The 17,063-nt window shown below is 66.9% G+C and carries 13 protein-coding genes; 5 read left to right on the plus strand and 8 right to left on the minus strand.

Annotated elements, in window-relative coordinates; translation table 11 throughout:
* Window positions 1–4: 4 nt before the first annotated feature.
* Window positions 5–706, plus strand: coding sequence for a histidine phosphatase family protein (locus EV678_RS04995; RefSeq protein WP_130458728.1), 702 nt, complete (start codon window positions 5–7; stop codon window positions 704–706).
* A 126-nt stretch (window positions 707–832) separates the two neighbouring features.
* On the opposite strand, the gene EV678_RS05000 is transcribed toward EV678_RS04995, so the two are convergent.
* Both EV678_RS05000 and EV678_RS05005 read right to left on the minus strand, forming a co-directional pair.
* A complete protein-coding gene (locus tag EV678_RS05000; protein WP_130458729.1) occupies window positions 833–1,423 on the minus strand; it encodes a DUF1415 domain-containing protein in 591 nt (196 codons plus the stop codon).
* Window positions 1,424–1,566: 143 nt separating this feature from the next.
* The gene (locus EV678_RS05005; RefSeq protein WP_235832407.1) at window positions 1,567–3,405 is read right to left on the minus strand and encodes a GspE/PulE family protein; all 1,839 of its coding nucleotides are present in this window, start codon (window positions 3,403–3,405) and stop codon (window positions 1,567–1,569) included.
* 100 nt (window positions 3,406–3,505) lie between these two features.
* Here EV678_RS05005 and EV678_RS05010 point away from each other — a divergent pair, with 100 nt between their 5' ends.
* The 4 genes from EV678_RS05010 (at window position 3,506) to EV678_RS05025 (ending at window position 7,370) form a co-directional block, all read left to right on the plus strand.
* A complete protein-coding gene (locus tag EV678_RS05010) occupies window positions 3,506–3,802 on the plus strand; it encodes a hypothetical protein (RefSeq protein ID WP_014238012.1) in 297 nt (98 codons plus the stop codon).
* A gap of 225 nt (window positions 3,803–4,027) precedes the next feature.
* Complete coding sequence (locus tag EV678_RS05015) at window positions 4,028–4,894, plus strand: phosphate/phosphite/phosphonate ABC transporter substrate-binding protein (RefSeq protein WP_130458731.1); 867 nt, start codon at window positions 4,028–4,030, stop codon at window positions 4,892–4,894.
* A gap of 4 nt (window positions 4,895–4,898) precedes the next feature.
* Complete coding sequence (locus EV678_RS05020) at window positions 4,899–6,329, plus strand: sensor histidine kinase (RefSeq protein WP_130458732.1); 1,431 nt, start codon at window positions 4,899–4,901, stop codon at window positions 6,327–6,329.
* Between the two features lie 9 nt (window positions 6,330–6,338).
* A complete protein-coding gene (locus EV678_RS05025; RefSeq protein ID WP_130458733.1) occupies window positions 6,339–7,370 on the plus strand; it encodes an HD-GYP domain-containing protein in 1,032 nt (343 codons plus the stop codon).
* A gap of 72 nt (window positions 7,371–7,442) precedes the next feature.
* On the opposite strand, the gene EV678_RS05030 is transcribed toward EV678_RS05025, so the two are convergent.
* From EV678_RS05030 to hybE, 6 genes are all read right to left on the minus strand, one after another.
* Window positions 7,443–8,474, minus strand: a complete 1,032-nt coding sequence (locus tag EV678_RS05030; protein WP_130458734.1) for a response regulator — start codon at window positions 8,472–8,474, stop codon at window positions 7,443–7,445.
* Window positions 8,471–10,972, minus strand: coding sequence for a PAS domain S-box protein (locus tag EV678_RS05035; protein WP_165397453.1), 2,502 nt, complete (start codon window positions 10,970–10,972; stop codon window positions 8,471–8,473). Before EV678_RS05035 ends, EV678_RS05030 begins: the two co-directional genes overlap by 4 nt.
* A 139-nt stretch (window positions 10,973–11,111) precedes the next feature.
* Window positions 11,112–13,028, minus strand: coding sequence for a molecular chaperone HtpG (gene htpG / locus EV678_RS05040; protein WP_130458736.1), 1,917 nt, complete (start codon window positions 13,026–13,028; stop codon window positions 11,112–11,114).
* A gap of 103 nt (window positions 13,029–13,131) precedes the next feature.
* Complete coding sequence (locus EV678_RS05045) at window positions 13,132–15,738, minus strand: diguanylate cyclase (RefSeq protein WP_130458737.1); 2,607 nt, start codon at window positions 15,736–15,738, stop codon at window positions 13,132–13,134.
* Window positions 15,739–15,749: 11 nt separating this feature from the next.
* Window positions 15,750–16,307, minus strand: coding sequence for a transcription elongation factor GreB (gene greB / locus EV678_RS05050; protein ID WP_014238020.1), 558 nt, complete (start codon window positions 16,305–16,307; stop codon window positions 15,750–15,752).
* Window positions 16,308–16,443: 136 nt separating this feature from the next.
* Window positions 16,444–17,061 carry a [NiFe]-hydrogenase assembly chaperone HybE gene (gene hybE / locus EV678_RS05055; RefSeq protein ID WP_165397454.1) on the minus strand — a complete coding sequence of 206 codons (618 nt, stop codon included), beginning with the start codon at window positions 17,059–17,061 and terminating at the stop codon, window positions 16,444–16,446.
* Between the last annotated feature and the right edge of the window lie 2 nt (window positions 17,062–17,063).

The following is a 17,063-nucleotide window of genomic DNA, read 5'->3' on the forward strand; positions in this document are numbered from 1 at the left end:
CGCCATGGGCAAACGCCAACGCTTCGCCGCCCTCTTCGCCCTCTGCCTGGGCCTGGCCGCCAGCCTGCCGGCCCGGGCCGAGGAGGCGGTGCTGGAGCTGTACCTGGCCCGCCACGGCCAGACCGCCTGGAACCTGGAGAAGCGCCTGCAGGGCAGCACCGACAATCCCCTCAACGACACGGGCCGCAGCCAGGCCCGGCAGCTGGGGGAAAAACTGGCCGGCGAAAACTTCGCCGCGGTCTATAGCAGCAGCCTGGCCCGAGCCCGGGAAAGCGCCGCCCTGGCCCGTCCCGGAATGACCGTGCAGGCCCTGCCGGAGCTGGCCGAACGCTGCTTCGGCAAGTTCGAGGGCATGGCCGAGGACGGTAAAGAAGGGCAGGAAGCCGCCCTGCTGGCCGAGTTCAAGGCCCGTAGCGGCAAGCTGGAGGACAGCCTGGACGGCGGCGAATCCCTCGCCAGCCAGGCCCGGCGCGTGGCCCAGGCGGTGGAACGCATCCGCCGCGAGCAGCCCCGGGGCCAGGTGCTGGTGGTCAGCCACGGCGGCGTCACGCCCCTGATCCTGGCCCACCTGCTGCAGCTGCCGGTGGCCGAGGCGGTGGCCCGCATCCGCCAGGGCAACGACGAGGTCTATCTGGTGCGCCTGCGCCCCAGCCAGGCCCCGTCCCTGTGGAAGCTGCTGGGCCGGGACAGCCTGGAGCAGCTGTAGGCGGCCGGCACCGGAAAAGACAAAGGCCCGGGAGGCAGCTCCCGGGCCTTTTTTCATGGGGCCATGCCGCTCACGCCCAGGGGGCGCGGCGTTCGGCCATGGCATGGCCAGCATGGCCGCCCTTGCTTACTCCTGGCCCGACTCCTCCTGCAACAGCTTGCGCCAGCCCTCGTGACCGAGACGGCGCACGGTGGCGATGTTGCGCTCGTAGATGCTCTCCGGATCGGGGAAAGCGGCCACGGCCCGGTCGATGCTGGCCTCCCGCAGCAGGTGCAGGGTCGGATAGGGGGAACGGTTGGTGACGTTGTCGATGTCGTCCGCCTCGCTGCCGGCGAACTCGTAGTCCGGATGCAGGCTGGCCACCTGGTACACGCCCTCGTAGCCCAGGTTGCGGATGAGGGCCTCCACCTCCTGCAGGAAGAAGTGGTAGTCGAGGAAGTCGGTGAGCACGTCCGGATGGATGAGCAGGGTGGTGTCGAGCAGGGCAGGGTCGGTCTCGCTCAGCAGGGTGAACTCCCGCTCCAGTTCCGCCAGCAGTTCGTCCGGCGTGGCGGCGGCGCTGAGGGCGTAGCGGATCTGCTTTTTCACATGCACCGACTTGGCGAAGGGGCACAGGTTAAGGCCGATGACGGCCCGCTCCAGCCAGCGCCGGGTGTCGGCGAGGATTTTCCCGGCCGCTTCGGCGTCGGGATAGGGGTGGAGAACCTCAGGCAGCATGGGCATCTTTCGCGGAAAAGGGGGGCGCCGGGAATGGCACGGGAATGGGACGGGATGGGGCTGGCGGCGGAAGCTGGACGCCCCGGCCACGGAGATGAATGGATGCCGCCGACCGCAGCTGGGCCGGAGAACTGCGCGGAGCCTCAGCCCTGGCTGGCCGGGGGCGCTACCTTGATCACCTCTTCCAGGGTGGTGAGGCCGGCGGCCACCTTCATGGCGCCGGAAATGCGCAGGGGCTTCATGCCTTCCCGGTAGGCCTGCTCCCGCACCTTGGCCACGTCGGTGGTGGTGGTCACCAGCTTTTTCACTTCGGGGGACATCAGCAGCAGCTCGTACAGGCCCATGCGGCCCATGTAGCCGGTCATGCGGCACTCCAGGCAACCCACGGGCTGGTAGATCTGGGCCGGACGCTTGGATTTCCACGGTGCCACCAGGCTGTCCCAGATTTCCTCGTCCTCCCGCCGCAGGTCCGCCGGCTTCTTGCAGTGGGGGCAGAGGGTGCGCACCAGGCGCTGGGCCATGACCCCGAGCATGGTGGCGTTGATCAGATAGGGCGCCATGCCCAGGTCCAGCAGGCGGGAAATGGCGGAAGGAGCGTCGTTGGTGTGCAGGGTGGACAGCACCAGGTGACCGGTGAGGGCGGCCTGGATGGCCATGTCGGCGGTTTCCCCGTCGCGGATTTCGCCGATCATGATGATGTCCGGGTCCTGGCGCATGAGGGCGCGCACCCCGTCGGCAAAGCCCAGGTCGATGTTCTGGGAGACCTGCATCTGGTTGAAGGACTGCTCCACCATTTCGATGGGGTCCTCGATGGTGCACACGTTCACTTCCGGCGTCGCCAGCTGCTTCAGGGTGGAATACAGGGTGGTGGTCTTGCCCGAGCCGGTGGGGCCGGTCACCAGGATGATGCCGTTGGGCTGGCTGGTCATGAACTGCCAGCGGCTCTTGTCTTCCTCGCCAAAGCCAAGTTCGGCGAAGTCCCGCACCAGCACCTCCGGGTCGAAGATGCGCATCACCAGCTTCTCGCCGAAGGCGGTGGGCAGGGTGGACAGGCGCAGCTCCACCTCCTGGCCGCCGGCGGTGCGGGTCTTGATGCGGCCATCCTGGGGGCGCCGCTTCTCGATCACGTCCATGCGGCCGAGGAGCTTGATGCGGCTGGTCATGGCGGCCATCACCGCCATCGGGATCTGGTACACCTGGTGCAGCATCCCGTCGATGCGGAAGCGCACGATGCCCAGCTCGCGTCGGGGCTCGATGTGGATGTCAGAGGCCCGCTGCTCGAAGGCGTACTGCCACAGCCAGTCAACGATATGGACGATGTGCTGGTCGTTGGCGTCGAACTGGCGGTTGGTCTTGCCCAGCTCCACCAGCTGTTCGAAGGAGGACAGGCCGCTGACCTCGCCACCCCCGGCCGCCGCCTTCTTCACCGAGCGGGCCAGGTTGTAGAACTCCACCAGATAGCGGGCGATGTCCTGGGGATTGGCCACCACCCGGCGGATGTCCTTGCGCAGGATGGGCTTGAGCTCCTTCTCCCACTCCCGCAGGAAGGGCTCGGCGGTGGCGATGATCACCTCCCGCGTGGTCACCTGGATGGGCAGGATCTTGAAGCGGCCGGCATAGGTGTTGGAGACCACCTCGGTGACGGCGGAGAAGTCGATCTTGAGGGGGTCGATGTGCAGGTAGTCGAGGCCCACCTTGGCCGCCAGCCACTCGGTCAGGGTTTCCAGAATCAGGGGCTTGTGGGGCGGGACCAGGGACTTCCAGTTCTGGTCGGCGATCACCACCAGGGGATGGACGTCGCCCCGGTGATAGCGCCGCTCCTTGACCAGGCCGTCGGCCACCACCGCATCCACCATGCCATCCTCCACCAGCAGCTTGACCAGTTCCCCCAGGGTCAGGCGATGCTCGGCGACGGTGGCTTTGGCGGAAGTGGCGCTGGCGGAAGTGGAGGCTGGCATGGCGGCGGAAAATGTCGGAAACATGGGGCGGAACTGATCCGCACTATAAACGAATCCCGCGCCGCCCGGGGGCGCGGCAAGGGCGCTATACTCAGGCCATACGCATTTTTACATTGGACCGACCATGAAAGCCCCGGCCACTGCCCTGCTCCTGCTGACCCTCCTCTGCGCCCAGGCAGCCGTGTCGGCCCCAGCCGAGCGGAGTCCGGCCGGCAAGGCCCCGGCGGCAGCCCCTGCCCCGCTCCAGGCCGACTGCAGCAAGAGCCGCCAGCCCCAGCGCTGCGAAGCCATGCAGAAGGCCCAGGCGGCCTGCCAGGACAAGTTCGGCCCCGAGCTGCGGGACTGCATCAACCGCCATACCAGCAGCCATCCCAACAGCCACCCCGGCGCCAAGAAGGCCGCCAAACAGCCCGCCAAATAAGGCTGCCAGCCGGCCCCGGGCCACCGCCCGGAGCCCTTCTCCAGCCTGGCCCGCCGCCCTTCGCCATTGAAACCCTACTCTTAATAGGGGATACTGGCGCTCCCCCGTTTGCTCCTCCGCCGCCCCCATGGGATGGCAACGCCACTCCGCCCCCGCAGCTTCCGGGTAGAGCGTGCGCAGCGGACAACGGGACGTCCGGCACTCATCACCCGAGGAGGAACCACCATGGGACCGCTGCTCCGGCGCCTGTCCGGCCTGCTGTGGGCAGGCCTGCTGATGCTCCCCCTCGCGGCCCCTGCCGCCCCCGCCACCGCAAAGGCCACCGCCGGCAAGCCGGCGGAGCGGGTCTACACCCTGGGGGTGACGCCCCAGTTCGAGCGGCGCCAGCTCTTCGCCATCTGGAAACCCATCCTCATCGAGCTGGAAAAGCGCACCGGGCTGCGCTTCGACCTGGCCATCATGCCCGACATCCCCAGCTTCGAGCGCCAGTACAACGCCGGCGCCTTCGATTTCGCCTACATGAATCCCTACCTGATGGTGGCCAACCCGGCCGGCTACATTCCCCTGGTGCGGGACGACACACCAGTCACCGGCATCCTGGTGGTGGCCAGGGACAGTCCCTTCCGCACCCCGGCCGACCTGGAAGGCAAGGAAATCGCCTTCCCCGCCCCCAACGCCATCGGCGCCAGCCTGCTCATCCGGGCCGAGCTGGTGCGCAAATACAAGGTCAATTTCACGCCCCGCTACGTCAATTCCCACACCGCCGTCTATCTCTCGGTGACCCAGGGCCTGGCCAGCGCCGGCGGCGGCGTGCAGAAGACCCTCAACGAACAGAAGCCGGAAGTGCAGGAACGCCTGCGGGTGCTGTACCGCACCGCCGCCTTCGCCGCCCACCCCATCGCCGCCCATCCCCGGGTCGACGGGGCCGTGCGCGAGCAGGTGCGCAGCGCCCTCCTGGACTTCGCCGCCACCCCGGCGGGCAAGGCCCTGCTGCAGGAAATCCCCCTGGCCCGCATGGTGCCCACCGCCATGAAGGACTACCAGCCCCTGAAGGACCTGGGCCTGGAAGACTTCTTCGTCCCGGAACGCTGAACCCATGACCCTGCGCCTCAAGCTGCTGCTGCCCCTGGCCCTGGTGTGGACCGCCTTCATCGCCTATCTCTACGGCATCTGGCTGCCCGACTCGGTGCGCTACCAGATCGCCGTCTTCGAGCGGCAGCAGGAACGGGAAATGCACAACCTGACGGAAAGCCTGCTGCCCCTGGTAGTGGCCCGGCAACTGGGGGACATCCACGACACCCTGGATTCCCTGCGCCAGGAGAATCCGGAATGGGTCGAGGTGGTGCTGCAGGACCACGAAGGGCGTCAGCTCTACCCCCTGGCCGGCACTCCCGTCCCGCCGGCCGGGCCCGACGAGCAGCTGCACACCCAGCAGCTGAACCTGGCCAACGACAGCGTCGGCAGCCTGCGCATCCGGATCAGCCACCGGGCCCTGCTGGAAAGCGTGGCCCAGTCCCAGAAGACCCTCTTCGCCCTGCTCGCCTCGGTGCTGCTGGGAGCCTTCCTGGCCCTGGGCGTGGTGCTCGACGCCACGGTGCGGCGCCCGGTCAACCGCCTCATGACTGCCGCCCGGGAACTGGCCGAGGGCCGCTTCGACGCCCACCTGCCCCCCGGCGGCAAGGACGAGATCGGCACCCTGGTCAACACCTTCGCCGCCATGCGGGACCAGGTCCAGGCCACCCAGCAGAGCCTGCGCCAGCTCAACGAGCACCTGGAACAGCGGGTGCAGGAGGAACTGGCAAAGAACCGGGAGAAGGACCACATGCTGATCCAGCAATCCCGCCTGGCGGCCATGGGCGAGATGGTGCACAACATCGCCCACCAGTGGCGCCAGCCCCTCAACGCCCTCTCCCTGCTGGTGCGCAACATCAAGGACGACTACGACTTCCAGGCCCTCACCCCGGAAGTCATGGACCGCTCGGTGGCCGACGCCCAGCGCCTGCTGGGGCGCATGTCCACCACCATCGACGATTTCCGCGACTTCTTCCGTCCGGAAAAGAAGATGACCCAGTTCGACGTCAGCCATGCCGTGGAAGAGGCGGTGTTCATCATGCAGGGCACCCTGAAGAGCCACGGCATCGAACTGGTGGAAAAACTGGACCCCGGCGTCGAGGCCGAAGGCTTCCCCTCCCAGTTCGCCCAGGCGGTGCTCAACATCCTGGCCAATGCCAAGGAAGAAATCCTGGCGCGCAAGGTCGCCGCCGGCCGCATCGAGATCGAACTGCAGCGCCAGGGCGAAACCATCCTCCTGCGGGTCAGCGACAACGCCGGCGGCATCGCCCCGGAGATCCTGCCGAAAATCTTCGACCCCTACTTCACCACCAAGGACAAAGGCAGCGGCATCGGTCTGTACATGGCCAAGACCATCATCGAACACAATATGAACGGCAGCATCAGCGCCGCCAACCTGGGCGACGGCGCCTGTTTCACCCTGACCGTGCCGGTGCGCCAGCCGAAAAAGAATTAGAATACGCTCATGGACTCCCATACCCCGCCCGGCCTCGATCTGAACTTCCTGCAAGGCCTGCGCCTGCTCTACGTGGAAGATGAAGACGAGGTGCGGGAACTGCTCTCCCGCTTCCTCGGCCGCCGCGTCGGCACCCTGGAGGTGGCCGTCAATGGCAGGGAAGGCCTGGAAGCCTTCCTCAAGGGCGAGTACGACGTGGTGGTGACCGACATCAAGATGCCGGAAATGGACGGCCTGGAAATGGCCTCCAGGATTCGCGCCACGGGCCATGCGGTGCCCATCATCGTGGTCACCGCCTACAGCGACCGGGATTACCTGCTGCGCTCCATCGACCTGGGGGTGGACCGCTACGTCACCAAGCCCATCGACCCGGATGCCCTGCTCACCGCCATCCACGACGCAGTCATGGTGCGTACCCAGCAGAAGGCCCTGCTGGCGGCGGAAACCCGCATTGCCGACATCCTGCAGCAGACGGTGATGGCCCTGGCCCGTGCCATCGAGATGCGGGACCCCTACACCGACGGCCACCAGAAGCGGGTTTCGGCCCTGGCGGCAGCCATCGCCAAGGAAATGGGGCTGGCGCGGGAGGTGGTGGAAGGGGTGCGTTTCGGCGCCCTGATCCACGACATCGGCTCCATCCGCATCCCCAGCGAAATCCTGTGCAAGCCGGGCAAGCTCAAGCCCATCGAGTTCGAGATCATCAAGAACCACTCCCAGGCCGGCTACGAGCTGCTCAAGGATGTGGATTTCCCCTGGCCCATCGCCGAGATGGTGCGCCAGCACCACGAGCGCCTGAACGGCTCCGGCTATCCCCAGGGCCTCAAGGGTGAAGCCATCCTGCTGGAAGCCCGCATCCTGGCCGTGGCCGACGTGGTGGAGGCCATGAGTTCCCACCGTCCCTACCGCCCCGCCCTGGGGCTGGAACAGGCCCTGGCCGAACTGGAAAGCGGCGCTGGCCAGCTTTACGATGCCGAAGTGGTGAACGCCTGCGTGCGCCTCATGCGGCGGCGGCCCGATCTGCTGCCGGAGCAGGGGCTGTAAGCCAGCCTGCCGGGGGCCGAGCCTGAGCCCTCCCCGTCCTTTCCCATTGTTCCCGGTGTTATGCGGCCGCTCTCAGGCGGCCGTCCCCACGTAGCGTTCCGGATTGCTCTCCAGCACCGCCAGACAGGCATCCACCGCGGCCCCGTCGTAGAGGGTGCCCCGGTGCTGGCGGATTTCCTCCTTCGCCGCTTCCAGACCCAGGGCCGCCCGGTAGGGACGGTCCGAACTCATGGCCTCCACCACGTCGGCCACGGCGATGATGCGGGCCTCCAGGGAAATCTCATCCCCTTTCAGGCCCTGGGGATAGCCGGAGCCGTCCAGGCGCTCGTGGTGCTGGCGCACCATCTGGGCGATGGGCCAGGGGAAGGTGGCGTCGCCAAGGATCTCGTAGCCCGCTTCCACATGGGCCTTGATCAGGGCAAACTCGTCCGGCGAGGGTCGCCGCGGCATGCTGAGGAACTCGGCCGGCACCTGGATCTTGCCGATGTCGTGGATCGACGCCCCCACCCGGATGCCCGCCACCTGGGCGGCCGGCAGGCCCATGCGTTCGGCGATGGCCCCGGCCAGCTGGGAGACCCGCTTCTGGTGGCCGTCGGTGTACGGGTCCCGCACTTCGATGGCCCGCGCCAGCACCGCCACCACCTGGTTCAGGGCCTCGGTGGTTTCCTCCCGGGCCCGCTCGATTTCCCGCTGGTGGAAATGCATCTTGGCGCTGCGGCTGACCGCCTCCATGAGCAGGAAAGGGTCCACCGGCTTGGTGATGTAGCGGTCGATGCCGATCTCGATGGCCCGCACGAAATAGTCCATCTCGTTGTAGGCGGTGATGACGATCACCGGCACTTCCCGCTGGATGTCCTTGATGGCGGCGGCCATGGAAAGGCCGTCCATGACCGGCATGCGCACGTCGGTGACGACGATGTCGTAGCCGCCGTGCTGGCGGAACAGCTCCAGCCCTTCCTGGCCGTTGGCCGCCACGTCCACCTTGGCAAAACGGCGGGAGAGAAAGCGGGTCAATTCCCGACGCACCTCTTCCTCGTCTTCGACGTAAAGCAGGCTGAGGGTGCGCAGGAATTCCGCGTCTTGGTCTTTTTCGAGGGCGTTCATTGCATTGGGGCCGTGGGCGGAAGGGTGTACAAAGGCACGGTGAGGACGAAGCGGGCGCCTTCGGCGGTGTTTTCAGCCCTTATTTTACCGTGCATGCTGCGCTCCAGTATCATTTTGGTCATATACAGGCCGATGCCGCTGCCCTGCTCCTTGGTGGTGAAATAGGGCTCGAAAATGTGCCCCAGGACGTTGCCGGGGATACCGCCGGCGTTGTCCTCCACCGTCACTTCCACCTGGCCGTCGCAACGGCTGACCTGCAGGCGGATGCGGGCCGGGCGCACATGGCGCTCCTGCAGCACCTCCTTGGCGTTGGCCAGGACATTGAGCACGGCCTGGGAAAACTGGCCGTGGAAGCCCCAGGCCCGCAGGTCCGGCTCGATGGCCCGTTCCAGGGCGATATCGTTGTTCTTCAGGGAGGCCTCCATGATGAAGGCCGCATCCTCCACCGCCGCCCCCAGGTCGAAGTCCGCCGGGTCCCGGTCGGGACGGAAGAAATTGCGGAAATCGTCGATGGTGGTGGACATGCGCTGCAGCAGCTTCAGGGCCCGGCCCACGCTTTCGTCCAGGGCCGCCGCATCCAGCTGGCCAAACGCAAAGTCGTCGCGGATATTGGCGATCACCAGGCCCAGGGCGTTGAGGGGCTGGCGCCACTGGTGGGCAATGTTGTGCACCATCTCGCCCATGGCCGCCAGGCGGGACTGCTGGATCAGCAGCTGATCCTTTTCCCGGTTGCTCGCCAGCTCCTCCTGCACCCGGGCCTCCAGGCGGCTGTTGAGGGCCTGCAGTTCCGCTTCCAGGGTCTTGCGCTCGGTCACGTCCCGGTTGCTCACCCGCCGCCCCAGGGCCTCGCCCTCCTCTCCCACCACCGCCTGGCAGCCGTGGGCGATCCAGCGCACCTGCCCGTCCCGGCGCACGATGCGGAAGTCCACCATGTGCTCGTGATGGAAGACTGCCTGGTTGAGGTGTTCCTGGAACTCCTGCCGGTCGTCGGGGTGGACGATCTGCTGCAGCAGGGAAGGATCGTCGGCAAAGGCCTGGACGCCGTAACCGGTGATGCGTTCCACCGAGGGGGTCATGTAGACGATGCGGCCGTCGGCCCCCTGCCAGTATTCCCAGTCGTAGGTGAAGTCGGCCATGGTGCGGAAGTTCCGCTCGCTTTGCCGCAGGCTGTCTTCGGCCCGCCGCTTCTCGCCCACGTCCTCGACGATGCCGATGCCGCCGATGATGGCGCCGCTGGCATCGCGCAGGGGATTGGCGCGGAAGGATATCCACACGTCGATATGGCTGAGGGTGGTGCGGTAGCTGCCGTCGTAGGTGCCGCCCTCCCCGGCCAGGGCCTGGCGCATGGCCGGCAGCACCGACTGGTCCCGCAGGCGCTGCAGATCCAGGCCCTGCAAGGCCTGCACCGTGCTGCCCACCATGGTGGCAAAACGCTCGTTGCAGAAGGTCAGACAGAGGCGGGAATCGAAGTGGATGACGCCCACCGGCAGGTTTTCCAGCAGCAGGCGGTAACGTCCCTCCGTCTCGGCCAGGGCCCGCAGGGCCGACTCCTCCTGCCGTTCGCCACGCCGGTTGATCACCAGCAGGCCCAGCACCACCGCCGCCAATAGCAGGCTGCCGGCACTGTAGTAGTAGAGCTTGCTGCGCCAGTTGCTGAGGTAGTCCTCCGGCGCCATGCCGGCAAAGACGTAGAGCGGATACTCGCCCACCTTGCGGATGCTCACCAGCCGTTCCACCTGGTCCGTGCCGCTGCGGATCTTCATCAGGATTTCCCGGTCGCCCCGGGCCATGTAGGGCTGGGCCGGATGGGATTCCACCGGCTGGCCGATACGGTCGTCCCGGGCCGGGAAGCGCATCAGCATGCGGGCATGGGTGTCGCGGATGGAGACATTGCCGTGGGGCCCCAGGTCCAGGCTCTGGTAGAAGGGGGCAAAGGATTCAGGCAGGAAGGTGGCCACCACCACCCCGGCAAAACTGCCGTCCGCATTGTTGAGGCGGCGGCTCACCGCCAGGGTCCACTTGCCCGTGGTGCGGCCCAGCACCGGCTCGGCGATCACCAGGCCCGCCTCCGGGTTCTGCACGTGGGCGGTGAAATGGCTGCGGTCCGCCATGTTGTAGGGCGGCAGGGGGCTGAGGGAGCTGTAGAGGAAATCCCCCTTCACATTGACCAGGTGCAGGCCATGGACCTCGGGCACGATCTCCCGCTTGGTCCGCAGCAGCCGCTCCAGCTCCTCGCCCCGGGCGCCACGCTGGGCCTGGGAACGGGCCATATCCTCGGGGGTGACGTGGCCCTGCACGTCCTGCAGGATCTGGTCGATGTTGCGGATGCGGGCTGCGGTGTGCAGCTCCATGAGGTGGCCCAGGTTGCCCACCTCGACCCGGGCCCGCTCCTCCAGACCGTCGTAGTCGCTCTTCAGGCTGACGCCGACCAGGATGAAAAAACCCAGGAGACCGGACAGGCCGGCCATCAGGGGGAGGCGGGAATGGCGGAATTTCATGGCGGTCTTTGTTATATCCACGTACGGCGCGTGGTTTCTTTCCGCCATGCTAAGCCCTCGCCGGCGGAAACGCCAGAAATACGAAGGGCGGGAAAGCGGCCATGCCGCCTCCCCGCCCTCGCCTGCCCTGGCGACGGACTTACTTGCCGCCCAGGGACAGGGCCAGCATCAGGTCGTTGATGCGCTTGACGAAGCCGGCCGGGTCTTCCAGCTGGCCGCCTTCGGCCAGCTGGGCCTGTTCGAAGAGCAGGTTGGCCCAGTCGTCGAAGCGGGCTTCCTCATACTTCAGGCGCTGCACCGCCGGATGGTGGGGGTTGATCTCCAGGATGGGCTTGACCTCCGGGGCCTTCTGGCCGGCGGCCTTGAGCATGCGCGCCAGGTTGCCGGAGAGGTCATGCTCGTCGGAGACCAGGCAGGAGGGGGAATCGGTCAGGCGGTGGGTGATGCGCACGTCCTTGACCCGGGCCTCCAGGGCCTGCTTCACCCTGTCGGTGAGTTCCTTGTACTCGCCGGCCTCCTTTTCCTGCTCCTTCTTCTCGGCCTCGTCCTCCAGCTTGCCCAGATCCAGGCCGCCCTTGGCCACGGACTGCAGCGGCTTGCCGTCGAATTCGGTGAGGTGGCCCACCACCCATTCATCGACGCGGTCGGAGAGCAGCAGCACCTCGATGCCCTTCTTGCGGAAGATTTCCAGGTGGGGGCTGTTCTTGGCGGCGAGGAAGGTCTCGGCGGTGACGTAGTAGATCTTCTCCTGGCCTTCCTTCATGCGGGAAACGTAGTCGGCCAGGGAGACGTTCTGCTCGGTGGTGTCGTGGTGGGTGGAGGCGAAGCGCAGCAGCTTGGCGATGCGTTCCTTGTTGGCGAAGTCCTCGCCCACGCCTTCCTTCAGCACATTGCCGAATTCCTTCCAGAAGCCGGCGTACTTTTCCTTCTCGGCGGCGTCGTCGCTATCGGCCATGCCTTCCAGCAGGGACAGCACCTTCTTCACGCAGCCGCCGCGGATGGTCTCGATGTCCTTGCTCTGCTGCAGGATTTCCCGGGAGACGTTGAGCGGCAGGTCGGCGGAATCCACCACCCCGCGCACGAAGCGCATGTAGAGCGGCATCAGCTGCTCGGCATCGTCCATGATGAAGACGCGCTTCACGTAGAGCTTGACGCCGTGACGGGCGTTGCGGTCCCACAGGTCGAAGGGGGCCCGGGCGGGGATGTAGAGCAGCTGGGTGTATTCCTGCTTGCCTTCCACCTTGGCGTGGATCCAGCCCAGGGGATTTTCGAAGTCGTGGGCGACGTGCTTGTAGAACTCCTGGTACTGCTCTTCCGTGATCTCACTCTTGGGGCGGGCCCACAGGGCGTTGGCCTGGTTCACCGTCTCGTCTTCGTCGGTGGCGACCTGTTCCTTCTTCTCCTCGTCCCACTTCTCCGCCTTCATGACGATGGGCAGGGTGATGTGGTCGGAGTACTTGCGGATGATGGACTTCAGCTTCCAGGCATTGAGGAAGTCGTCCTCGCCGTCCTTCAGGTGCAGGATGACGTCGGTGCCGCGACCGGCCTTCTCCACCATTTCCACGGAGTAGTCGCCGGCGCCTTCGGATTCCCATTTCACCGCCTGGTTGTGCTCCAGGCCGGCGCGGCGGGAAATGACGGTGACCTTGTCGGCGACGATGAAGGCGGAGTAGAAGCCGACGCCGAACTGGCCGATGAGGTGGGCGTCCTTCTGGGCGTCGCCGGAGAGGGAGGCGAAGAATTCCTTGGTGCCGGACTTGGCGATGGTGCCCAGGTGGGCCACGGCTTCCTCCCGGGAAAGGCCGATGCCGTTGTCGGAAATGGTCAGGGTGCGGGCCGCCTTGTCGAAGGAGAGGCGGATTTTCAGCTCGGAATCGTCGCCGTAGAGGCCGTTGTTGTTGAGGGCCTCGAAGCGCAGCTTGTCGCAGGCATCGGAAGCGTTGGAGACGAGTTCGCGGAGGAAGATTTCCTTGTTGCTGTAGAGGGAATGGATCATCAGCTGCAGCAGCTGCTTGACCTCTGCCTGAAAGCCGAGGGTTTCCTTGGGTGCGCCCATGCAAGACTCCGTGGGTAAAAGGTGGGAACGAACGGTTGCCGCCGTGCCGGCCCGGGGGCCGGCGCGGTCGTTGCCCCGGAAAATGGGGACGGCAATCAGGATTTCAAGAGGGAATGTTGCCGGGGGCGGCGTAGAGCGCCAGGTTGCGGCCGCTGCGCTTGGCTTCGTAGAGGGCGCCGTCGGCCCGGGCCAGCAGATGGTCGATGTTGGCATCCTGGGGCGCCAGGATGGTGGCGCCGATGCTCACGGTGATGCCCAGCTCGACGCCTTCGGCCACCCGCACCTTTTCCTGGGCCACGGCCTGGCGCAGCCGCTCGGCGGCCTGCATGGCGCCCTGGCCGTCGGTTTCCGGCAGCATGACGGCGAATTCCTCGCCCCCCAGACGGCCGCAGATGTCGATGGCCCGCAGCTCCCGGGCGATGATGGCGGCGACGATCTTGAGGGCCACGTCCCCGGCCCCGTGGCCGTGGGTGTCGTTGATGCGCTTGAAGTGGTCCACGTCCAGCATCAGCACGGCCACGCTGCGGCCCAGGCGGCGGGCGCGGGTGATCTCCGCCTCCCCCTGGTCGAGGAAGCGGGAGCGGTTGTTGAGGCCGGTCAGGGTGTCCACGGTGGCCAGCCGGTGCAGGGAATCCATGGCCCGGTTGCGGTCGATGGCGATGGCGGCCTGGCGGCAGGCGTGCTCGATGACGTCCTTGTCGAAGCGGTTGGGACGCCGGCCCTGGCGGAAATAAAGAGACAGGGTGCCCAGCACTTCCTTGCCCGGGGAGACGATGGGGGTGGACCAGGCGGTCTTCAGCCCCAGGGCCGAGGCAAAGTCGCGGCAGTCCTGCCACTGTTCCGAATCGTCGATGTGCTCGGCGATGATCTGCTTGCCGGTGCGGATGGCGGCGGCGCAGGCGCACACCGCGGGGTTTTCCGGGCAGTTCTGGCCCACGTCGCGGCAGGTGCGGCGCAGGCTGGGGGCGGAGCCCAGCACCAGGTGGCCGTTGTCCGGCTGCAGCAGGAGGACGGCGGCGAAGCAGTCGGAAATGAGGGACTCGACCCGGTTGCACAGGGCGTCCAGCACCACCTGCAGGGAGGCATCGCTGGCGATCAGCTCCAGCACCTGGCGCTCGGCGGCCAGCAGCTGCTCGGCCTGCTTGCGCTCGGAAATGTCGGTGGAGCTGCCGATGAGCAGGCGCCGCCCGCCCAGGTCCACGCCCCGCTTGTAGGAGAGCAGGTAGCGCTCGCCCTTGGGCGTCAGGTGTTTCTCTTCCCGGCCAGTGACCTTCTTCGCCGCCAGGGCCTTGATGTCGTCCTGGCGCAGGCGGGAAGCCACGTCGGCCGGGTACAGCTCGAAATCGCTGCGCCCCACCACCTCGTGCTTGTCGTGGCCGACGAAGGCGGCGGCGGCCTCGTTCATGACCAGGTAACGGCCGTCCTCGTCCTTGACGAAGACCATCACCGGCAGGGTGTCCAGGATCATCTCGGTCAGGCTGGACTGCTGCTCCAGGCGCTGGTGGCTTTCCTTGAGGTCGTCCCGGGCCCGCTTCTGCTCGGTCATGTCGGTGAACACGCAGACATAGTTGATGACCTGGCCGCCCTCTCCCTTGACCGAGGTGATGGTGAGGTTCTCCGGGTACAGCTCGCCGTTCTTGCGCCGGTTCCAGATTTCCCCGCTCCACACGCCGAAGGCCGCCAGGTCGGCGTAGAGCTGACGGTAGAAGTCGGCGTCGTGGAGGCCGGACTTGAGCAGGCGGGTATCGTGGCCCACCGCCTCCTCGGCGGAATAGCCGGTGATGGCGGAAAAGGCCGGGTTGATGGACTGGATGATCCGTTCCGCATTGACGATCATGATCGCCTGCTGGCTCGACTCGGCCACCTTGGAGGCCAGCAGCAGAGCGTGGCGGGACTGCTGCAGCCGCTGGCTCTGCTCCTGCAGGGCGGCCCGCAGCTCGGCCACGTATTCCTGCTCGACGCTGTCCAGGATGTCGGCGTAGGAGAGCAGGCCGGTGATGCGGCCGTGCTCGTCCATCACCCCCAGGTGGCGGATGCGCCGGTCGTTGAAGATCTTGCGCGTGTGGTACAGGGTGGAACTGCGCGGCACGGTGATGAGGGGGAAGGTGGCCACCTCGCCGGCGCTGCAGTTGAGGGATTCCTGGCCGATCAGGCGCAGCACGTCGCGGCCGGTGAGGATGCCCAGATGGCCGTTGTGCTCCACGATGGCGGCGTCGCTGCGGGCCTCCCGCAGGCGCTGCACCGCCTCGGCCACCGGCATGCTGCCGGGCACCTGCAGGGGGGCGCTCTTCAGCACCGAGCCCACGTCACGCATGTGCACGTAGAACTCCACCCCCTGGTGGTTCACGATGTCGGTCTGGGAAACGATGCCCAGGCGCCGCCCGTCCCGGTCCACCACCAGCAGGTGGCGCAGGCGCTCCTGCTTGAAGCGGATGGCGGCGTCGGCCACGGTGTCCGTTTCCCGCACGGTCTTCACCGGCGTGCTCATGACCCGGGAAACCGGCAGATGGATGGATTCGGGGTCGGAGAAATTCAGGGCCAGGGCGTCCCGCTCGGTCCAGATGCCCCGCACCTCCCCCAGCTCCACCACCAGGATGGAGCCGCAGCGGGCCTGGTGCATGCGCCCTGCCGCCTCCGCCACCGTGGTCTGGGGAGCGCATTCCAGCAGCTCGTGCCGCAGGATCTGGGAGATGGGCAGGTCGTAATGCATGATTTCTGTCTTTACTCGATGGCCAGGTAGCGGACTTCGACGATCTCGATCTCCCGCTGGCCCATGGGGCTCTGGAAGCGCACCGTATCCCCTTCCCTGGCCTTGATCAGGGCCCGGGCCAGGGGCGAGATCCAGCTGATGTGGCCCCGGGAGATATCGGTTTCATCCACCCCGACGATGGTGTAGGTCTGTTCCTGGCCCTGTTCGTCGGCGATGGTGACGGTGGCGCCGAAGAACACCTGGTCCGTGGCTTCCCGCAACAGGGGATCCACCACCAGGGAGTTGTCCAGGCGCTTGGTGAGAAAGCGGATGCGGCGGTCGATCTCCCGCAGGCGCTTCTTGCCGTAGATGTAGTCGCCGTTTTCCGAGCGGTCGCCGTTGGAGGCGGCCCAGTGCACCACCTCCACCACCTTCGGCCGTTCCACCTTGAGCAGATGCTCCAGTTCGGCCTTGAGACGGGCGTGGCCGACCGGCGTCATGTAGTTCTTGGTGCCGATCGGCAGGCGCTGGGCGGGCTCGAGTTCGTCCTCGTCCGCGTCGTCCGACTCTTTGGTGAAAGCCTTGCTCATGAAGGGAAATGCTCGGTGAGTGCTGCAGGATGCGAAATAATTCACGCACATGATAGTGCAAAAGCCCGCCGCCGTCCCTCAGCGTCAGGCCTGACGTGGCATTTGCGGCAGTCCCGGCGGGCGCCGGGAAGGGGTTTCAGGGGCGCCCCAGGATGCCCCGCAGGAAGCCCCGCCGCCCGTCATTGACGGCCGCGCTCTCGGCCGTGGCGGCCGCAGCGGCAGTGCCAGCAGCGGTGGCGGCCGGCGCACCTGCCTCGTTGCCGACGGTGGCCGCGGGGGTGGAGGCGACCTCAGCCGGAGGCGGCGTCAGCAGGGCGCCCAGGGCTTCCCGGGCCGCCGCCAGGGCTTCGTCCTGGCTAGAGAACTGGGGCACCGGCGCCAGTAGCACGCAGTACTGCAGCGGGCCCAGGGCCTCGTCCTCGTCGCCGATGAAATCCATGGTCCCGGCCGGCAGCTGCACCTGGCGGCGCAGGCCCTGGGCCAGGTCCTGCCACAGTTCGCCGCCGCCGGGCAGCAGATAGACGTGGAGGAACCAGGGCGTCAGCACGATGCCGACCCAGTCGCCCTGAACGCGGGCGAAGGGCAGCGCCGCCACCGCCAGGGCCTCGTTGAGGAAAGGCATGCCGGCCATGGTGCCCTGGCGCACGCGCCGGAAGTGCTCCTCCAGCCGGGGTGCCGGGTCATCGGCCCAGGGCTTGCCTTCCCGGGCAGGGGGCGGCGTCCAGGCCGGTACGCGGGGGCGGAAGGAACTCATGC

Origin of the sequence: Azospira oryzae (genome assembly GCF_004217225.1) — a bacterium.
In the GTDB taxonomy this organism is placed as follows: Bacteria; Pseudomonadota; Gammaproteobacteria; order Burkholderiales; family Rhodocyclaceae; genus Azospira; species Azospira oryzae.